This window comes from Kitasatospora sp. NPDC088351 (assembly GCF_040685575.1).
In the GTDB taxonomy this organism is placed as follows: domain Bacteria; phylum Actinomycetota; class Actinomycetes; order Streptomycetales; family Streptomycetaceae; genus Kitasatospora.
On record NZ_JBFBIL010000086.1, the window covers coordinates 1 to 19,081 of the forward strand.

19 protein-coding genes are annotated in these 19,081 nt (G+C 73.1%); 5 read left to right on the top strand and 14 right to left on the bottom strand.

All coding sequences use genetic code 11. The features are described from left to right. Positions 1-182: 182 nt before the first annotated feature. From AB0P06_RS34475 to AB0P06_RS34510, 8 genes are all read right to left on the bottom strand, one after another. Complete coding sequence (locus tag AB0P06_RS34475; RefSeq protein ID WP_363614518.1) at positions 183-848, bottom strand: class F sortase; 666 nt, start codon at positions 846-848, stop codon at positions 183-185. Between the two features lie 218 nt (positions 849-1,066). After that, the gene (locus AB0P06_RS34480) at positions 1,067-1,399 is read right to left on the bottom strand and encodes a TcmI family type II polyketide cyclase (RefSeq protein WP_363614520.1); all 333 of its coding nucleotides are present in this window, start codon (positions 1,397-1,399) and stop codon (positions 1,067-1,069) included. Between the two features lie 5 nt (positions 1,400-1,404). Further along, positions 1,405-1,860, bottom strand: coding sequence for an SRPBCC family protein (locus AB0P06_RS34485; RefSeq protein ID WP_363614522.1), 456 nt, complete (start codon positions 1,858-1,860; stop codon positions 1,405-1,407). 1 nt (position 1,861) lies between these two features. Further along, positions 1,862-2,122, bottom strand: coding sequence for an acyl carrier protein (locus AB0P06_RS34490; protein ID WP_363614524.1), 261 nt, complete (start codon positions 2,120-2,122; stop codon positions 1,862-1,864). 106 nt (positions 2,123-2,228) lie between these two features. Further along, positions 2,229-3,470: a beta-ketoacyl synthase N-terminal-like domain-containing protein gene (locus tag AB0P06_RS34495; protein ID WP_363614526.1), complete on the bottom strand. Its 1,242-nt coding sequence runs from the start codon at positions 3,468-3,470 to the stop codon at positions 2,229-2,231. A 5-nt stretch (positions 3,471-3,475) separates the two neighbouring features. Beyond that, a complete protein-coding gene (locus AB0P06_RS34500; protein WP_363614528.1) occupies positions 3,476-4,732 on the bottom strand; it encodes a beta-ketoacyl-[acyl-carrier-protein] synthase family protein in 1,257 nt (418 codons plus the stop codon). Continuing rightward, positions 4,729-5,154, bottom strand: a complete 426-nt coding sequence (locus AB0P06_RS34505; RefSeq protein ID WP_363614530.1) for a cupin domain-containing protein — start codon at positions 5,152-5,154, stop codon at positions 4,729-4,731. Before AB0P06_RS34505 ends, AB0P06_RS34500 begins: the two co-directional genes overlap by 4 nt. A 40-nt stretch (positions 5,155-5,194) precedes the next feature. Continuing rightward, complete coding sequence (locus AB0P06_RS34510; protein ID WP_363614532.1) at positions 5,195-6,361, bottom strand: SchA/CurD-like domain-containing protein; 1,167 nt, start codon at positions 6,359-6,361, stop codon at positions 5,195-5,197. Between the two features lie 309 nt (positions 6,362-6,670). Here AB0P06_RS34510 and AB0P06_RS34515 point away from each other — a divergent pair, with 309 nt between their 5' ends. Then, the gene (locus AB0P06_RS34515; RefSeq protein WP_363614534.1) at positions 6,671-8,296 is read left to right on the top strand and encodes an FAD-dependent monooxygenase; all 1,626 of its coding nucleotides are present in this window, start codon (positions 6,671-6,673) and stop codon (positions 8,294-8,296) included. 79 nt (positions 8,297-8,375) lie between these two features. Here the strand turns inward: AB0P06_RS34515 and AB0P06_RS34520 are convergent, their stop codons facing one another. Together AB0P06_RS34520 and AB0P06_RS34525 are read right to left on the bottom strand one after the other, a co-directional pair. After that, entirely contained in the window at positions 8,376-10,052 is a 1,677-nt protein-coding gene (locus AB0P06_RS34520) for an APC family permease (protein ID WP_363614536.1), read from the bottom strand. Positions 10,053-10,367: 315 nt separating this feature from the next. Next, the gene (locus tag AB0P06_RS34525) at positions 10,368-11,348 is read right to left on the bottom strand and encodes a serine/threonine dehydratase (protein WP_363614568.1); all 981 of its coding nucleotides are present in this window, start codon (positions 11,346-11,348) and stop codon (positions 10,368-10,370) included. A gap of 251 nt (positions 11,349-11,599) precedes the next feature. Between AB0P06_RS34525 and AB0P06_RS34530 the strand changes: the two genes are divergently transcribed. Further along, positions 11,600-12,466: a DMT family transporter gene (locus tag AB0P06_RS34530; RefSeq protein ID WP_363614538.1), complete on the top strand. Its 867-nt coding sequence runs from the start codon at positions 11,600-11,602 to the stop codon at positions 12,464-12,466. Between the two features lie 62 nt (positions 12,467-12,528). Here the strand turns inward: AB0P06_RS34530 and AB0P06_RS34535 are convergent, their stop codons facing one another. Both AB0P06_RS34535 and AB0P06_RS34540 read right to left on the bottom strand, forming a co-directional pair. Beyond that, positions 12,529-12,858, bottom strand: coding sequence for a hypothetical protein (locus tag AB0P06_RS34535; protein ID WP_363614540.1), 330 nt, complete (start codon positions 12,856-12,858; stop codon positions 12,529-12,531). Then, positions 12,855-13,154: an SAV_915 family protein gene (locus tag AB0P06_RS34540; protein WP_363614542.1), complete on the bottom strand. Its 300-nt coding sequence runs from the start codon at positions 13,152-13,154 to the stop codon at positions 12,855-12,857. The genes AB0P06_RS34535 and AB0P06_RS34540 overlap by 4 nt, the downstream gene beginning before the upstream one ends. Positions 13,155-13,389: 235 nt before the next feature. Here AB0P06_RS34540 and AB0P06_RS34545 point away from each other — a divergent pair, with 235 nt between their 5' ends. The 3 genes from AB0P06_RS34545 to AB0P06_RS34555 all read left to right on the top strand — a co-directional run bounded on the left by AB0P06_RS34545 (position 13,390) and on the right by AB0P06_RS34555 (position 16,570). Next, complete coding sequence (locus AB0P06_RS34545; protein WP_363614544.1) at positions 13,390-13,818, top strand: helix-turn-helix domain-containing protein; 429 nt, start codon at positions 13,390-13,392, stop codon at positions 13,816-13,818. Next, positions 13,811-14,167, top strand: a complete 357-nt coding sequence (locus AB0P06_RS34550; RefSeq protein ID WP_363614546.1) for a DUF4180 domain-containing protein — start codon at positions 13,811-13,813, stop codon at positions 14,165-14,167. Before AB0P06_RS34545 ends, AB0P06_RS34550 begins: the two co-directional genes overlap by 8 nt. Positions 14,168-14,350: 183 nt before the next feature. Next, positions 14,351-16,570, top strand: coding sequence for an NADP-dependent isocitrate dehydrogenase (locus AB0P06_RS34555; protein ID WP_363614548.1), 2,220 nt, complete (start codon positions 14,351-14,353; stop codon positions 16,568-16,570). A gap of 72 nt (positions 16,571-16,642) precedes the next feature. On the opposite strand, the gene AB0P06_RS34560 is transcribed toward AB0P06_RS34555, so the two are convergent. Together AB0P06_RS34560 and AB0P06_RS34565 are read right to left on the bottom strand one after the other, a co-directional pair. Continuing rightward, complete coding sequence (locus AB0P06_RS34560; protein WP_363614550.1) at positions 16,643-17,641, bottom strand: YdcF family protein; 999 nt, start codon at positions 17,639-17,641, stop codon at positions 16,643-16,645. Between the two features lie 198 nt (positions 17,642-17,839). Continuing rightward, entirely contained in the window at positions 17,840-18,814 is a 975-nt protein-coding gene (locus tag AB0P06_RS34565) for a cytochrome c oxidase assembly protein (protein ID WP_363614570.1), read from the bottom strand. Positions 18,815-19,081 lie beyond the last annotated feature (267 nt).

Genomic DNA, 19,081 nt, shown 5'->3' on the forward strand with positions numbered 1-19,081 from the left:
CAGGGTGGCGGCGCAGCACCGCCTCGGCCTCGCCCGGTTCGACCCGGAAGCCGCGGATTTTCACCTGGTTGTCGCTGCGGCCGACGAACTCCAGGCCCGCCGCCATGGCCGGGTCCCGCAGCCCGGGCCGCGCGTCCAGCCGTACACCGGACCAGGAGCCGAGCCCCGTGTCAGCGCGCCCGTCAGGCCTTGTGCGAGGACTCCAGGTGCGCGAAGACCACCACGTTGTCCAGGTAGTCGTGGCGCGTGCGGTCGTACGTACCGCCGCAGGTGATCAGCCGCAGCTGCGCGTCCGGCGTGTTCCCGTACACCTTCTGGTCGGGGAAGGCGTTCTTGGCGAAGGTCTCCACGGAGTCCACCGAGAAGACGGCGACCGTGCCGTCCGCGCGCGTCACCTCGACCCTGTTGCCCGGCAGCAGCAGGCTGAGCAGCAGGAACACCGACGGACCCTTGGCGGTGTCCACGTGCCCGGCCACCACCGCGCTGCCGCGCTCGCCGGGGGTGGCGCCGTCCCGGTACCAGCCGACCAGGTTCTTGTCGTCCAGGGGCGGCGCGTTGAGCTGGCCGGCCGCGTCCAGGGTGAGCTCGGTGAACGGCGCGTCCACGGCGATCTGCGGGATCCGCAGCCGGGTCGGAATGGCCGGCTTCAGCGCCGGCGCCCCCGGTGCGGCGACCGAACCCGGACCGGCCCCGGCCGCCCCGATGGCGGCCGGGGGAGCGGCCAGGCCCAGCACCGGCCCGGACGAGGGCTTCGCGCCGACCGAGTTGTAGATCAGCAGCAGACCGGCCGCCATCGCGCCCATACCCGTGCGCAGCAGCCGGGACGTACCAGGGACGGGACCGGCCATCACTCCACTCCTTCGGCATCAATGTCGGGTGCGCCGCTCCGGGTGCCGTCGCCGGGGCCGGTGCGGGAGGCGGTGGCCGTGGCGGGGAGGCGAGCCCGCCGCCGGGCAGCGCCAGGCCGCCACCGCCGGTGCGCGCGCCGCTGTGCGGCGTCTTCTCCTCGGTCTTGTGGACCGCCCCCGGCGCGGGCCGGGGGCGGTTCCACGGAGGGCGGGGCAGGTCAGTTGGGCCCGCCGCGCTCCCAGCGGTAGAACTCACGCGCCATGGCGTCCTTGGGCTCCCGCCAGGTGGCCGGGTCGTACGCCTGCACGTAGGCCGTGAGGCGGTCGCTGACCTGCCGGAACTCCGGGTGGCCGATCACCTTGGCGACGGCCGGGCCGGGCGGGCGGTCGGCCTCGATCAGGTGCAGGTAGACGTCGCCGAACTGGAACAGGCTGCGGCCGGTGACGCCGATCAGGTGCGGCAGTTCGCCCCGGTCCGACTCGGCGAACACGTCGGCGATGCCCTGGGCCGCGTCCGGCTTCATCCGGGCGACGATCAGTGCGCGGTGCATCCCGTTCACACCTCCCCGGCCTGCTTCTCGACCTTCTCGCGGATCAGCTGCATCTGGACCCGCGAGTTGCGGTTGATGTGGTTGACCATGCCCTTGTCGTCGACCGGTGCGGTGGGCTTCATCGCGAAGTCCTGGATCCAGCGCATCCGGGTGCCGGCCGGGACCTCCGCGTACTCCCAGCGGATGTCCATGAACTCGAACGGCCCGGGCTCGACCCGGCGGGCGCGCACCGCGAGCGAGGCCCGGTCGGTGGTGCGCTCGGAGACCCAGCTCCAGACCTGGCCGTTCTCGTCGGGGTGCATGGTGAGCCGGAAGCGCACGCTGTCGCCCTCCCGCTCCAGCACCTCGACCGAGGCGTACTCGCTGAACAGCTGCGGCCAGTTCTCCAGGTCGTTGGTGATCTCCCAGACCAGGTCGAGCGGCGCGGCGATGACGATCTCGTTGTCCGTGTGTCCGGGCATCTCAGGCACCTGCCGTGGTGGAGAGCGAGGCGTTGACCAGTTCCACGAACTCGGCCGGGGTCTTGGACGACTCCGCGCCGGACGCGACCTTGAGTCCGTGCCGGTTCTCCAGCTCGCCGACCACGCCGAGCAGACCGAGGGAGTCCACGCCGAACTGGTCGAAGCTCGCGCCCGGGCGCTCCAGGTCGAGCGGGTTGACCACGACGCCGGCCCGGGCCTGGATCAGGGCGGCCAGTTCGGGATAGCTGAGGGTGTTGTTCACGGGATGTCCCTTCAAAACAAGAGCGGATCAACAGACGGATCAACAGGCGGGCCGACAGGCGATCGGGAGCCGAGCCGAGCCGGACCGGGGGAACGGTCGGGCCCGGTCAGTCCAGCCGGCCGCGCCGGAGCACCAGCGCGGCGTTGGAGCCCATCAGCCCGCGGCTGAGCACCAGCGCGGTGCGCAGTTCGGCCGGTCGGGCATGGCCGGTCACCAGGGCGAGCTCATGGCAGACCTCGGTGACGTTGGGGGTGGGCGGCAGGACGCCGTCCTCCATCGCGAGGACGGCGGCGGCCGTGTCCAGCATCGGCGCGCCGCAGTAGGCGCGTCCGGTGCCGGTCTTGGGTGCTGTCACCGGGACGCGTTCGGCGTACGGGCCGAGGGCGTCGGCCAGGGCGAGGGCCTCGGCTCGGTCGGCGGCCGGGACACCGAGGGCGTCGGCGAAGACCACGTCGATCTCCTCCGCGGCGATCCGCGCGTCGTTCATCGCTATCCGGATGGCGTTGGCCAGACCCTCGCGGGAATCCTCCCAGCGGGAGGCGCCGGTGAACGTGGCGCCGTGTCCCACCAGCAGGGCACGGACGGTGGCGCCGCGCCGGCGGGCGGCCTCCTCGTCCTCCAGCAGCAGCATCGCGCCGCCCTCGGCGGGGGCGAAGCCGTTGGCGGCGGGGGAGAACGGCAGATAGGCCCGGTCCGGGTGCTCGGCGAGGCTGAGTTCGGGGTAGCCGAGCTGGCAGACCATCGAGTACGGCGCCAGCGGGGCCTCGGCGGCGCCGACCACCACCGCGTCGGTGCCGCGCTCGATCGCGCGGGCGGCGTGCGCGAGCGCGTCCAGGCCGCCGGCCTCGTCGCTGGCGACCACCCCGCAGGGGCCCTTGTAGCCGCCGCGGATCGAGATCTGGCCGGTGCTGGCCGCGTAGAACCAGGCGATGGACTGGTAGGGGCCGACGAACTTCGGCCCCTGACCCCAGAGTTGCTGGAGTTCGCGCTGGCCGAACTCGCCGCCGCCCGAGCCGGCCGCGGTCACCACGCCGACCGTGAACGGATCCTTGGGGTCGGGGCTGAACCCGGCGTCCGCCACAGCGAGGTCGGCGGCCGCCATCGCGTAGTGCGTGAAGCGGTCGGTCTGTACGAGGTAGCGGCCGTCGATCACGGCCTGCGGGTCGAAGTCCCGCACCTGGCCCGCGACGCGCAGCGGAAGATCCGCGCAGCCCTCGCGGGAAATCCGGTCGAGGACGCTCACGCCCTGCCTGGTGGCCTTCCAGAAGGCGTCGGCCCCCACGCCGTTCGGCGCCACCACGCCCAGGCCGGTGACCGCTGACCGGCGGCCCTGTTGACGTGACGTCATGGATCTCACCCCGTTCTGTTGAGCACAACGGCGGACTGGAATCCGCCGAATCCGCTGCCGACCGACAGGATGTGACGGAGTGGCAGCTCCCGCGCCGTGCGCGGTACGTAGTCGAGGTCGCACTCCGGGTCCGGAGTCTCGTAGTTGGCGGTCGGCGGTACCACGCCGTGGGCCAGCGCGAGGGTGCAGGCGACCAGCTCGATCGCGCCGATCGCGCCGAGCGAGTGCCCGACCATCGACTTGATCGAGCTCATCGGCGTCTTGTACGCGTGCCCGCCGAGGGAACGTTTGACGGCCGCCGTCTCGTGCCGGTCGTTCTGCTTGGTGCCCGAGCCGTGCGCGTTGACGTAGTCGACGCCGGTGCGGTCCACCCGGGCGTGGTCGAGGGCGTCGTCGATCGCCCGGGACATCTCCAGCCCCTCCTGGGTGAGGCCGGTCATGTGGTAGGCGTTGCCGAAGGTGGCGAAGCCGCCGATCTCGCCGTAGATCCGGGCGCCGCGACGGCGGGCGTGCTCCAGCTCCTCCAGCACCAGGACGGCGCCGCCCTCGCCGAGCACGAAGCCGTCCCGGTGGGCGTCGAAGGGGCGGGAGGCGTGCTCCGGGTCGTCGTTGCGCTCGCTGGTGGCCTTGATGGCGTCGAAACAGGCGACGGTGATCGGGGAGATCGGTGAGTCGGAGGCGCCGGCGACGCAGATGTCGGTGCGCCCCTCCTCGACCGCCTGGAAGGCGTAGCCGATCGCGTCCAGCCCCGAGGTGCAGCCGGTGGAGACCGTCTGCACCGGGCCGTGGGCGCCGACCCGTTCGGCGACGGTCGAGGCGAGGGTGCTGGGCGCGAAGGCCCGGTGCAGCTGGGGCTCGGCCCGCAGGTGGTCGACGTCCCAGCGCGCGCCGCCGGCGCTGACCAGGGCGTAGTCGTGCTCCAGCCGGGTGGTGCCGCCGACGGCGGTGCCGAGCGAGACGCCGATCCGCCACGGGTCCTCGGCGGCCAGGTCCAGGCCCGCGTCGGCGATCGCCTCGTCCGCCGCCACCATCGCGAACTGCACGTAGCGGTCGGCTCGTTGGACGTCATGTTGGCTCAGCCCGTGGGCCGCCGGGTCGAAGTCGCACTCGGCGGCGATCCGGGAACGGAATCCGGCGGGGTCGAAGAGCGTGATGCCCCGGGTCGCCGTCCGGCCGGAGGTGAGCAGCCGCCAGAAGGCCGGCACGCCCACGCCTCCGGGTGCGACCACGCCGATTCCGGTGACGGCGACACGCCTGGTCACGAAGCCGCCTTGGCGTGTTCCGGCGGGCCGGACGTCGCGGTCTCCTCGGTGTCGACGTGGCCGAGTTCCGGGCGCGGTGCCAGCGGGCCGAGGTGGAAGACCATCCGGGCCTCGGTGTCGCCGACGTTGCGGAAGCGGTGGCGCATGTTGAGCGGGATCATCAGGCCGTGGTCGGGCTTGAGCGTGCGGGTGACGCCGTCCAGGTCCACCTCCAGGTCGCCGGAGACCACGAACACGAACTCCTCGGAGTACGGGTGGTAGTGCTCGCCGATCCGCTCGCCGGGCTGCACGATGGCCAGGCCCATGAACCCGCTGGTGGCGCCGCAGGTGGTCGGGGTGAGCATGGCGCGCAGATCGCCTCCGCGCCGACGGTTCTCCGGCGCCTCGTCGACGTGCACGATCCGTGGGTACTGCGTGGACATGGTTTCTTCCTCCGGGGCTGGGCTGGGATCGGGTGGTTGGTCAGCTGTCCTGCGAGCTGCGGTCGGTGACCGGGCTCATGGCCCGGGCGGCGAGGAAGCGGCTGAGCCCGGCGACGGTGCGCAGGTCGCCCCCGGGGCCGAGGTCGAGCAGCCGGCCGAGGGCGGCGGCCTCGCGCTCGCCCGCCACGCCGAGCGCCGCCGCCGGGTCGGCCTCGGCGGGCACCCGGAGGTCCACCAGGCGGACCACGGTGTCGTCCCGGTGGAAGACGGTGCCGGTCACGACCGGCCCGGTCGGGTCGGCGGTGGCCTCGTCGTCGTACGCCGCGAGCAGGTCGGCGACCTCCTGCCCGCTGCCGGGCTTCACCGGGTAGAGCACGGCGTGCCGGTGCAGCCGGCCGGCGGTGGGGGAGCCGGCGACCGCCTGGTGTCCGGCGGGCAGCGCGGCGCGGGCGAAGAAGGCGCGCGCGGACTGCGGGTCACCGAGCTGGCGGGCCTCCTCCAGATGGGGGTTGAGCTCCGCCTCGACGCTCCGCACCTCGGGCTGCATCGCGACATGGCGCAGCGCGTCGCCGAGGTTGCCGATCACCTCGACGGCCCGGACCACCCGGTTGCCGTGCATGAACAGCGAGGTGCGGCGCAGCCGGGTGGTCTCGTCCACCTCGGCCTTGGGCGAGGTGTAGCCGGACAGGATCCGGGCCACCTCGTGTTCGCTGCCGGGCTTGACGGTGAAGGTGAGGGCGTGCCGGACGACGCCGTCCGGGCCGGGGTCGGCCTTCGGCGGGCCGACGTGTCCGGCGGGCGTGGTGCGCGGCAGGCCGGGCGGCACCTCGACGGGGCGGGCGGTGCCGGTGGCCCCGGCCACGGAGGTCTCCCGGAGGATGGTGTAGCGCATCGAGCGGAAGGTGTCGCTGACGCAGCCGTGCATCGGCTTGACCATCTCGCGGTGCGCCGGGCTTTCCACCCACTTCAGGAAGGTCTCCTGGTCCCGCCACTCGCTGGTGATGAGCCACTGCCGCGGGTCGTTGATCGACTGGCAGAGCTGGTCGCTGACGTGGCCGGGAACCGAGGCCACCTGGTGGCGGAGGTTCTCGTAGACGTCGAGGAAGCGTTGCTGGGCGCCGTCCTGGATCTCCAGCATCAGCACCACCCGGAGCCGGGTGTCGGAGTCGGCGTGCTGCCGCGCCTGAGGTTCTGACAGAGTCGTCATGATCCACTTTCTGCTCTGGGCCGCTCGCCGCGGGCCGCGGTGGGCGGCGTCCGGCGGGGATCTCGGGTGGGACGGCGGGCGGTGCGGCGGGCGGAGGCGTTCGGCCCGGGCGGTCGGCGCCAGGCCTGAGGTCGATCGTGCGCGGAGCCCACGGACGGCGCGAGATATGCGGGCCATCCGGGCGAAGGGGCGGCAGAAGGCCGTCGGCGCGGGGGATGGAAGGACGGGGGCCGTCCACGCCGGCCCCGCGGAGGGCGGCATGGGCCACCGCGGCGGTGCCGCGGATCCCCTTACAGGCTGGAGCAACTGATGAATCCGAAAGTTGACGACCGGGTGCCGGTCCTGATCGTCGGCGGCTCGCTGGTCGGGCTGTCGGCCTCCCTCTTCCTGGGCCGACTGGGTGTCAGACACCTGTTGGTCGAGAAGCACGCGGACACCTCGCATCACCCGCGTGGCCGAGGCAACAACGTCCGCACGATGGAGCTCTACCGGGTGGCCGGCATCGAGCCGGCGATCCGTGAGGCGGCCTCGGTGCTCGCCGCGAACCACGGCATCCTGCAGGCCCCCTCGCTGACCGGTGAGGAGCAGGAGTGGCTGTTCCGGGAGATCGACCCCGGCGGCCGGCTGGCCCGGTTCAGCCCCAGCTCGTGGTGCCTGTGCAGCCAGAACGACCTGGAGCCGGTGCTGCTGCGGTCGGCCCGCGAGCTGGGCGGGGACGTCCGCTTCAGCACCGAGCTGGTCTCCTTCGAACAGGACGCCGACGGGGTGACGGCGCTGCTGCGCAGCCGGGAGACCGGTGAGGAGCGGCGGGTGCTGGCGCGGTACCTGCTGGCGGCGGACGGTCCGCGCAGCCCGGTCCGGGAGCGGCTGGGCATCGGCCAGACTGGCAAGGGCGAGCTGTTCCACAACGTCAGCATCACCTTCCGGGCCAAGCGGCTGGCCGAGGTGGTGGGCGACCGCCACTTCATCGCCTGCTACCTGACCAACCCGACGGCCGACGGCGCGCTGCTGCCGGTGGACAACCAGGAGGAGTGGGTCTTCCACGCGCCCTGGCACCCCGAGGACGGCGAGCCGCTGGAGGCGTTCACCGACGAGCGGTGCGTGCGGCACATCCGGGCCGCCATCGGTATGCCGGACCTGGACGTGGAGGTGACCGGCCGGGCGCCCTGGCACGCGGCGGAGCGGGTGGCGGAGCGCTACTCCGGCGGGCGGGTCTTCCTGGCCGGGGACTCGGCGCACGAGATGTCGCCGACCGGCGCGTTCGGCTCCAACACCGGCATCCAGGACGCGCACAACCTGGCCTGGAAGCTGGCCGCGGTGCTCTGCGGCTGGGCCGGCCCGGAGCTGCTGGAGACGTACGGTCAGGAGCGCCGCCCGGTCGCCGAGGTCACCAGCGCGCGGGCCTCGGCCCGGTCCGCCGAGCACAGCCACCCCGGGTACTCGGTGGTCCCGGGGGCCGGCCGGCAGGCCGGGGTGCTGGCGGTGGCGCTCGGCTACCGCTACCCGGTGGGCGCGGTGGCGGGGGCGGACCCGGCCGGTGCGGTGGTGCCGGAGCGGTTCGAGTCGGCGGGCGAGCCCGGCAGCCGGGCGCCGCACCAGTGGCTGCTGCGGGCCGGGGTCCGGCTCTCCACCCTGGACCTGTACGAGCAGACGATGGTGCTGCTCACCGGCCCCGAGGGGACGGCCTGGCAGGAGGGCGCCCGGCGGGCCGCCGACCGGCTGGCCGTGCCGCTGGACGGCTACCGGATCGGCACCGGCGCGGAGGACGACCTGGCGCCCGAGCCGGGCGCGGACTTCGCCGAGCTGCACGGTGTCCGGCGGGACGGCGCGGTGCTGGTCCGCCCGGACGGCTTCGTCGCCTGGCGCTCGGAGGGGGCCGTGGACGATCCGGAGGCGGCCGTGGCGGCGGCGCTGCGGGCGGTGCTGAAGCTGTAGGGCGGGAGCCGTCGGACGTGCCCCGGACGACGTGTGGGCCCGCCGGATCGGCGGGCCCACACGCGGGTGGCGCGGGGGGTCAGTGGCCGCCCTCGTCGACCACCTCGACGTCCTCGATGTTGCGCTCGATCGCGTCGGTGGGCAGGGCGACCCGGATCGCCCAGAAGTAGACCACGAGCGAGAAGACGGCGACCACGGCGATGTCCCACCACATCGGCAGGTTGCCCAGGCCGTCGCCGAAGCCGCCCTGCCAGGAGATGATCCCGAGGCCGACCAGGTAGACCGGCAGCCACTGGGCGGCGCGCCACTCCAGCCTGGGCGCGTTCGGCAGGCCCTTGCGGATCGCGTACGCGGCGTAGCCGCCGAGCAGGGCGTAGCCGATCAGGATCGCGACGCCCAGGCGGGACAGGGTGTGCCAGCCGGACCAGTAGATGATCAGGCTGGAGACCACGAACGCGGCCGGGGAGATCAGCCCGCCCAGCGGCAGCCGGTAGGAGCGCTCACGCTCGGGCATCCGGCGCCGCAGCGCGCCGAAGGCCAGCGGGGCACCGGCGTACATCAGCACGCTGGCGGAGGTGATGAAGCCGACCAGCTCCTGCCAGCTGGGGAAGGGCAGGAAGCAGATCACCCCGGTGACGAAGGAGGTGATCAGCCCGAACCACGGCACCCCGCGCTTGTCCAGCCGCTCGAAGAGCTGCGGCGCGTAGCCGTTCTTGCTCAGGCCGAGCGAGATCCGGGAGGTCGAGGTGGTGTAGATCAGGCCGGTGCCGCCGGGGGAGACGATGGCGTCGAAGTAGAGCACCCAGGCGAGCCAGCCGAGGCCGATCAGGGTGGCGAGGCCGGCGAACGGGCCCTCGATGCCGGGGAAGTCGAGGTTGCCCCAGCCGCCCGCGAAGGAGGCGGCGGGCAGCGCGCCGATGAAGACGACCTGGAGCAGGGTGTAGATCAGGGTGCCGACGGCCACCGAGCCGAGCACCGCGCGGGGGATGTCGCGCTTGGGGTTGCGGCTCTCACCGGAGATCTGGATCGCCTGCTCGAAGCCGAGCAGGGCGAAGATCACACCGCTGGAGCTGATCGCGGCCAGCACGCCCTTGACGCCGAACGGCGCGAAGCCGTGCGAGGTGAAGTTGGAGCCGTGGAAGTTGGTCACGGCGAGCACGAAGATGGCGAACAGCGGGACGAAGATCTTCAGCCAGGTCGCGACGCTGTTGGTGTGGGCCAGCACCCGCACACCGAGGAAGTTGACGGCGACGAAGATCGCCATCAGGAAGGTCGCCACCACGAAACCGCTCGCGGTGAGCGTGCCGTTGTCGTTGAGCAGGCTCCGCGCGATCTCCCAGTGCCCGGCGTAGCCGATCATCGCCTCGACCTCGATCGGCGCCACCGTCGCGGCCTGCAGCCAGGTGAACCAGCCGAACGACATGCCGGCCAGGCCGCCGAAGGCGTAGTGCGGGTAGCGCGCGGTGCCGCCGGAGACCGGGAAGAGCCCGCCGAGCTCGGCGTGCACCAGCGCGAGCAGGACGATCGCGACCGCGCCGATGCCCCAGGAGACGACAGCCGCCGGGCCCGCCACCACGACGGCGTTCTTGGCGCCGAACAGCCAGCCGGAGCCGATGATGGAGCCGACCGAAGCCCATAGCAGGCCGATCAGGCCGACCTCGCGGCGCAACGAGCGGTGGGAGGGACTGGGGGCTCCGGTGGGGGAATCGGAGCCGGTGCCCGTGCCCGGTGAGGACAGCTGGTTGAGGGAAACCATTCGTCGTCTCTCTGTGTGTGGGGGCCCCGGTGGTCGGAGCAAGGAGAGTTGCCACACAGTAGGCGCATGCAGAGGCGCCTGCACAGATTCCGTTACTGAATGTTTACGTACTTTTCTGGATATACGCGCTGGTAGGGGGTGGTGCGGTCGCGGACTCGTTACGTGACCGATCAGTAGGTCCGGGGATTTGAGCGGGAATTGAGAATGCCCCCGAGGGTGGCATTGTGAACGGCCGACGCGCTTATGGAAATGGAAGGCGCCGCATGGTGATGCGGCGCCTTCCAGGGGCGGGCGGGTACGAACTTCCTCCGCCCGCTAGCGGGTTGCCGCCAGGTCCGACGGGTCGGTGTTGGCGCCGCAGAGCAGCACGGCGACCCGCTCGCCCTCCGCGGCCTCCCCCGCCTCCACGGCGGCGAGGGCGGTGGCGGCCGCGTACTCCACCGCGATCCGGCGCTCGTCCCACAGCCCCTGCCGGGCCCGGACGATGGCGGTGTCCGGGACCAGCACCGAACGCACACCGTCGTGCTGGGCGGCGTGCACGGCGAGCGCGGTGGCCCGGCGGGCCCCCAGCGCGTCGGCGGCGACCGAATCCACCGTGACGTCCACCGGGTGACCCGCCGCCAGCGCCGCGTTCAGCGCCCGGCTGCGCTCCGGCTCCACCGCCACCACCCGGACGCCGTGCTCCCGGGCGGCGGCCGCCACGCCCGCGAACAGCCCGCCGCCACCCACCGACACCACCACCGTGTCCAGGCCCGGCAGTTGGGCCCGGATCTCCTCCAGGACGGTGCCCGCCCCGGCCGCGATCAGCGGGTGGTCGTACGCGTGCGAGGTCAGCGCGCCGCTCTCCGCCGCGAACTCCGCGCAGGCGGCCAGCGCCTCCGCGTACTCGGAGCCCGCGAGCCGCACCTCGGCACCGTACGAGCGCAGCCGGGCCAGCTTCACCGCCGGTGCCGTCTCCGGCAGGAACACCGTGGCCCGCACGCCGAGTTCACGCGCCGCCCAGGCGCAGGCCAGCCCCGCGTTCCCGCCCGACGCGATGGTCACCCCGGCCGCCGGCAGGCCGCCCGCCTCGGCGTGCGCCAGCAGGAAGTTCTGCGCCCCGCGCGCCTTGAAGCTCCCGGTGTGCTGCAGGAACTCCAGCGCCAGCCAGACCCGTCCGCCGTCGTCCCCCGGCGCCACCGCCACCGGCCGTACCCGGCCCGCGATCCGCTCCCCGGCCGCCTTGACCTCGTCGTATGTCAGGTGGTCCACGCCGCTGCTCTCCTCCGCCCGGGGGCGGAGGCCGACCTCCACCATGTCCCGGCCCGACCGTACGTTGCGCAAGCGAACGATGAGAAGGCCGCGGGCGGCCCGGGCCCGGGCCGTCGTCGACGGCCCGGCCGCGTACCCTGACCCGTATGCGTCCTGTGATCCTGCCGCCGCCCGTCCGATAGCGGGCGGCACACTCCACGACTCCCTGCCCGGCGGCCCTGCCGCCACCGGGTCGATAGCTGCCGCCCGCACCACCCGCGGACCTCATCCGGCATCTCATCGTGGAGAACCGACGCATGACCTCGCACACCGCCGTGCCGTTCCGGCGCGGCCTGTTGTCCATCTCGGCCGCCGCGGTCGCCTGGGGCGTGGGCGGAGCGGCGGCGGCGCTGCTGCTGCGCACCAGCGGACTGGGCCCGGTGTCCGTCTGCTTCTGGCGCCTGGCCGTTGCCGCCGCCTGTCTGACCCTCCTGCCGTCCGGCCGGCGCCGCGCCACGCCCGGCCGGCGCGGGGCCGCCGTCCTCACCGGGCTCGGGCTGGCCGTCAGCCAGGCCGCCTACTTCGGCTCGGTGCAGTACGCGGGCCTCGGGCTGGGCACCCTGATCACCATCGGCGCGGGGCCCGTCCTGACCAGCCTGGGCGCCCATCTGCTGCTCGGCGAGCGCCTCACCGTGCGGGCGGTGTCCGCGATCGCCCTGGCACTGGCCGGGCTGGCGCTGCTGGTCGCCGCCCCGGCGGCCGGCCCGCGCCCGGCGCTCGGTGTCGCGCTCGCCGTGCTGGCGGGTGCGGTGCAGAGCGGACTGACCCTCTGGGCGCGCGGCGGCGCGACGGGGGCCACGGCGGGCGCGTTCGCGACCGGCACGCTCTGCCTGCTGCCGGCGGCCGCGGCCGCCGGTGTCCTGCCCACCGCGGGCGACCTCGCCCTGACGACCGGTGCCCTGCTCTTCCTCGGCACGGTGCCGACCCTGCTCGCCTACCGCTGGTACTTCGCCGGTCTCACCGTCGTCCCCGGCGCCACCGCCTCGGTCCTCGTCCTGCTCGAACCCGCCACGGCGGCGCTGATCGCGACCGCCCTCTTCGACGAGGAGGTGACCCCCGCGCTCCTGGCCGGCTCCGCCCTGCTGCTCACCGCCGTCGCCGCCCTCGCCCGCGAGTCCGGCTGAGCGGCCCCGGGCCGGTCCGCCCGTCGCACCCTCGGGGGCGGCGGGCGGACCGGGTTCCCCGGTCAGCGGCTCCGGGCGGGCGCGGGCAGTGACCGCAGCGCGGGCGCGGCGGGCGCCAGCGCGCGCAGGACGAGGTCGATCCTGACGCGTGCGGCGCCCGCGCGGAGCAGCGCGGTGGAGATGGCGCGTAACTCCTCGGGGCCGGTGCAGGCGAGACGGAGCTCCAGGTCGGCCTCGCCGGCGAGGGCGAGACCGCTCTGGACGGCGGGGAACTCGGCGGCGAGCCGGTCGAAGTCGAGCGGCACCGGGCCGAAGCGGATCCGGGCCAGGGCATGCAGTGTCCTGGCCCGTTCGGGCTGCCGGTCTCCGGGGAGCAGCTGGAGAGCCGTCACCGGTGCTGGAGCTGTGCGGCCGCGGCGGGTGTCGGACGGGCGGCGGTGCCGGCGACCGGCGGCGCCACCAGTCGGGGGTCGAGCACCAGGGTGTCGACGCCGAGCGGGGTGGTCAGCCCGCGCAGGGCCGGTTCACCGGGTTCGGTGGCGGACCGGGCCGGCCCGAGGAGGGCGGCCGGCGCCTCGGCGGAGCTGAAGCCGACCGCGCGGCGGCGGCCGTCGCGCAGGCGGAAGAGGCGGAGGACGGTGGTGCGTCCGGTGACGGTGACCGGGACGTGCCAGACGACGCGGGCCATGCGGGTGCTCCCGAGTGGTGGAGGGGCCTGCCGGAACTGCTTCCTCGACGCTAGGCCGCGTTCCGCCCGGCGGCGCCCGTCCTGACGCGGCGTTGACCGAATGAAGCGGTGCGTTGACGGACTCTTGACGTTCGGCCCGGCGGCCTGCCCGTGAACCGTCACTATCGTTACCTATAAGGACCATCCGAATGGTAGTTTGCGTAAGTATAGGGAAATGGGAAGGGAGTGGCGGTCGGTGTCGCAGTACTACTCGGTGGAACAGGTGGCCGAACTGCTGGGCCTGCACGTCCGCACCGTCCGCGGCTACGTCCGGGACGGTCGGCTGAAGGCGACGCGGATCGGCAAGCAGTACCGGATCACCCGCTCCGACCTGGAGGCGTTCACCGGCACCCCGGCCCCGGCCCCCGAGCCGGAGCGGCGGCACGCCGAGGCGTCCACGGTCGTCCGGATCGACGGCGTCGGCGTCGAGGAGGCCGCGCGCCTGAGCAACACGGTCATGGCCGCGATCGCCGGCCCCCGGGCGGCCGGCGGCCGGCTGTTCGTCGAGACCGTCCACCACGAGGAGCGGTCGGCGCTCAAGGTGATCATTCTGGGCGGGCTCGCCGACACCGCGGAGCTGCTCGCCATCGTCAACGCGCTGATCGGGGAGAACCGCCATGTCTGAGCCCACCGCCACCGTCCTGTGGCTGCCCGCCGACGGCCCGCCGCTGCGCGACGAGCGCGACGCGACCGACGTGATCGGCGACGCCTTCGGGCAGGGCGCCACCTGGGTCGTCGTCCCGGTGGCCCGCCTCGAGGACGACTTCTTCCGGCTGAGCACCCGGATCGCCGGCGGGATCGTCCAGAAGTTCGCCAACTACCGCCTGGGCCTGGCCGTCGTCGGCGACATCTCCCGGCACACCGCCGCCAGTGGCGCCCTGCGGGACTTCGTCCGCGAGAGCAACGGCGGCCGCCAGCTCTGGTTCGTGCCCGACACCGCCGAGTTCGACCGGCGCCTGGCCGGACAGTCCTAGGTCTTGGGCCGGTTCCGGCGGTGCTCCGTTTGCCCCGGGCCCGCCCGGGGACGACGGTGGAGCTGACTCCCGACGAGCCCGCCGGGCGCCCGGCGTGCGCTCCGGAGCGGGGGGAGGTGGAGCGAAGGGGCAATCACGAGATATCTTGACATCAAGACGTTGGAGACGTGAAGCGGAGTACCGATGACTGACTCGACCATCATCTATACGCACACCGACGAGGCGCCTGCCCTGGCAACGTATTCGTTCCTGCCCGTGGTCCAGGCCTACGCCTCGACGGCCGGCGTACAGGTGGAGACTCGCGACATCTCCCTGGCCGGGCGGATCATCGCGAGCTTCCCGGAGCGTCTCGAGGAGGGCCAGCGGATCGAGGACGCCCTCGCCGAGCTGGGCGAACTCGCCAAGACCCCGGGCGCCAACATCATCAAGCTGCCGAACATCTCGGCTTCCATCCCGCAGCTGAAGGCGGCCGTCGCCGAGCTGCAGCAGCAGGGCTACGCGCTGCCGGACTACCCGGACGACCCGCAGACCGACGAGGACAAGGACGTCCGCGCCCGTTACGACAAGGTCAAGGGCAGCGCCGTCAACCCCGTCCTGCGTGAGGGCAACTCCGACCGCCGCGCCCCCGCCTCGGTCAAGAACTACGCCAAGGCGCACCCGCACCGCATGGGCGCCTGGACGGCCGACTCCAAGACCAACGTCGCCACCATGGGCGCCGACGACTTCCGCTCCACCGAGAAGTCCGCCGTGATCGCCGCGGACGGCTCGCTGCGCATCGAGCTGGTGGCCGAGGACGGCGCCACCACCGTGCTGCGCCCGTCGGTGCCGGTGCTCGCGGGCGAGGTCGTGGACGCCTCGGTGCTGCGCGCCGCCGCCCTGAACGAGTTCCTGGCCGCCCAGATCGCCCGGGCCAAGGCCGAGGGCGTGCTGTTCTCGGTGCACCTCAAGGCCACCATGATGAAGGTCTCCGACCCGATCGTCTTCGGCCACGTGGTCCGCGTCTTCTTCCCGAAGACCTTCGCCCAGTACGGCGAGGCGCTCGCCGCCGCCGGCCTGAGCCCGAACGACGGCCTCGGCGCCATCCTCAAGGGCCTGGACGCGCTCCCGAACGGCGCCGAGATCAAGGCCTCGTTCGACGCCGAGCTGGCCGAGGGCCCGGCCCTGGCCATGGTCGACTCGGACCGTGGCATCACCAACCTGCACGTGCCGTCCGACGTCATCGTCGACGCCTCGATGCCGGCCATGATCCGCACCTCCGGCCACATGTGGGGCCCGGACGGCAAGGAGGCCGACACCCTGGCCGTCCTGCCGGACAGCAGCTACTCCGGCGTGTACCAGGCCGTCATCGACGACTGCCGCGCCCACGGCGCCCTGGACCCGGCGACCATCGGCTCGGTGCCGAACGTCGGCCTGATGGCGCAGAAGGCCGAGGAGTACGGCAGCCACGACAAGACCTTCGAGATCGCCACCGCCGGCACCGTCCGGCTGGTCGACACCGAGGGCAACGTGGTGCTGGAGCAGGCCGTCCGGCCCGGCGACATCTTCCGTGCCTGCCAGACCAAGGACCTGCCGATCCAGGACTGGGTCAAGCTGGCGGTCTCCCGCGCCCGCGCCACCGGCAACCCGGCCGTCTTCTGGCTGGACGAGACCCGCGCGCACGACGCCGTCCTGATCGAGAAGGTCAAGACCTACCTGCCGGAGCACGACACCGCCGGCCTGCAGATCGAGATCAAGTCCCCGGTCGAGGCCACCAAGTTCTCGCTGGAGCGCATCCGCCGCGGTGAGGACACCATCTCGGTCACCGGCAACGTGCTGCGTGACTACCTGACCGACCTGTTCCCGATCCTGGAGCTGGGCACCAGCGCCAAGATGCTGTCGGTCGTCCCGCTGATGAACGGCGGCGGCCTGTTCGAGACCGGTGCCGGCGGCTCCGCCCCGAAGCACGTCCAGCAGCTGGTCAAGGAGAACTACCTGCGCTGGGACAGCCTGGGCGAGTTCCTCGCCCTCGCGGTCAGCTTCGAGCACCTGGCCCAGACCACCGACAACCCCCGCGCCAAGGTGCTGGCCGACACCCTGGACCGCGCCACCGGCACCTTCCTCAACGAGGACAAGTCGCCGAGCCGCCGCCTCGGTGGCATCGACAACCGCGGCAGCCACTTCTACCTGGCCCTGTACTGGGCCCAGGAGCTGGCGCAGCAGACCGCCGACGCCGCGCTGGCCGAGGCGTTCGCCGGTCTCGCCAAGACGCTGGCCGACCAGGAGGCGGTCATCGTCGAGGAGCTGATCGCCGTCCAGGGTTCGCCGGTCGACATCGGCGGTTACTACCAGCCCGACGCCGCCAAGGCCGCGGCCGTGATGCGTCCGTCGAAGACCTTCAACGAGGCGCTGGCCAACCTCGGCTGACCGTCGACGAGCTGAACAGGGAGGTCCCCGGGTCCACGACCCGGGGACCTCTCCGCGTCAGCGGCGGGCCGGTCACCACCGCCAGCCGGTCACCGCTCCGGCCGCGGCGAGCACCAGGCAGACCGCGGCGTTGACCCGTGGATACAGCGCGGCCGTCGCGACCGCCTCGCGCAGCGCGGCACTGGGCCAGTAGTACCCGGCGGTCGGCGCGCCGACGACATGGCCCGGGACGGCGGCCCGGTGGGCCGTGACGGCCGAGCGCAGCACATGGAAGCTGCTGGTGACGACGGTGCAGCGGTAGCCGGGGTGCTCGCGCTCCATGAGCTCCCGGCCGAACGCGAAGTTCTCGGTGGTGCTGGTCGCCCGGTCCTCCCGCCGGATCCGTTCGGCCGGGCAGCCGCGGGCCACCAGGTAGTCGGCCATCGCCGAGGCCTCGGTGCAGCCCTCGTCCGGGCCCTTGCCGCCGGTGACGAGCACCAGGGGCGGCCGCCCGGCCGCCTCCGCGGCGCGGTAGAGCTCCAGAGCGCGGTCCAGGCGGGCCGCCAGCAGCGGCGGCACCTCGCAGCCGTCCAGCCCGGCGCCCAGGACGACCAGGTAGTCGTAGCCGGGGCGGACCACCACCCGCCGGTACAGCAGCGTGTAGCCGAGGAAGCAGAGCAGCAGGAACGCCGCGTACCCGCCGATCAGCAGGGCGGCCCCGGCCGCCGCCCGCAGCGCGCGGACGTCGAGGTAGGTGGCGGAGAGCAGCAGCCCCAGCAGCGCGAGCACGGCCGCGCCGGTGAGCAGCGCCAGCAGGCTCGCCGGACGGGTGCCCTCGCGGCGGACCATGGTGACCCCGTTGGCCACCAGCAGCCCGGCCGTCACCAGCCCGCTCAGCCAGACCGCGGAGGCCGCCCCGGCCGTGACGGCGCGCCCCGCCGGGGCGGAGACGTGCCCGACCAGGCTCACCGTCCCCAGCGCGACGCACACCCCGATCAGCCCGATCAGCACCCCGTTGCCGAACCGTCTCGGCTCGTGGATCCGGGACAGCAGGACCACGGCGAGCAGGGCGGCCATGAGAAGCGCTTGCATGTTCCGGATCCTAGGACGGGTCCGACGGGTCCGACGGGTCCGACGGGTCCGGCGGGTCCGGCGGGGGAGCAGGAAGCCGCCGGAGGCGGCCCGGTCTGAGCCCGCAGGCAGCCGCGGGAGGGGCCGGGCCCCGGAAACGACGGAACCCCCGCCCGGATCGGGCGGGGGTTCCGCGGTGCCTGCGGTGGGGAGGGCCGGTCAGCCGGCGTCGGCCGCCGGGGCCGGGCGCTGGCTCCGCTTGTCCAGCGAGGCCAGGTAGGCGTTGTACGCCGTCAGCTCGGCGTCGCCGTTGCGGTCCTCGGCACGGTCCCGGCGCCGGGCCTGGCGCTGCTCGGAGCCCATCCACTGGTAGACCAGCGCGATCAGCACGATCGCGGTCGGGATCTCGCCGAACGCCCAGGTGATACCGCCGGCCAGCTTCTGGTCCTCCAGCAGGTCGGTGCCGGGTGGTGCGCCCGCCTCGGTGAAGGTGGTCACCAGCGGGTGGCTGGCCATCATCACCGCCACGCCGAAGAAGGCGTGGAACGGCATGCCCATGAACAGTTCGATGATCCGCATCACATGGCCGGGCCGGTGCGGGCCCGGGTCCACGCCCATGATCGGCCAGAAGAACGCCAGTCCGGTGGCCAGGAAGTGCACCATCATGAAGATGTGCCCGAGCCGGTACTGCATCAGGAAGTCGAACAACGGGGTGAAGTAGACCCCGTACAGGCTCGCGATGAACAGCGGGATGGTGAACGCCGGGTGCGAGATCACCCGGACGTAGGTGCTGTGCAGCAGCGCCACCAGCAGCTCGCGCGGCCCGCGTGGCCGGCCCTTGCCGGCGGGGCGCAGCGCGCGCAGCGCCAGTGTGATCGGCGCGCCGAGCAGCAACAGGATCGGCGACAGCATGGAGAGCACCATGTGCTGCATCATGTGCGCGCTGAACAGCGCCATGCCGTAGTCGTTCAGCCCGGTACAGGTGACCAGGATCACCGTGCCGACGCCCGCCGCCCAGCCGATGCTCCGGCCGATCGGCCAGCGGTCGCCGCGCCGGTACAGCCGCACCACGCCGGTCGCGTACAGCGCCAGCGCGACCAGGCTGCCGATCAGGAACACCCAGTCGGGGGACCAGGTCCAGACGTTGGAGAGGGAGAACGGGCCCAGCTGTGTCATCCCGCCGTGGTGGTGCATGCCTGACATTCCGTCGCCCATCGGCGGGTCCTGCTTTCCGTCCTCGCGGTCCCCCGGAGGGGTCCGGTTCGCCCGTTTTGCTTCGGGACACAGCCTAGGCGGGCCTTACCCCGGCCCGCGCCCCGCCCCCCCGCCCGGACGGCCGGGAAGTGGGACAGGCCGTCGGGGCCGCCGAATCGGCGGCCGTCGAACGGGCTCGCAGCGGAGGCCCCGGCATGGAAGGATCTGGTCGGCGGAGGGCTTGTCCGTTCATATCGGACGATGAAT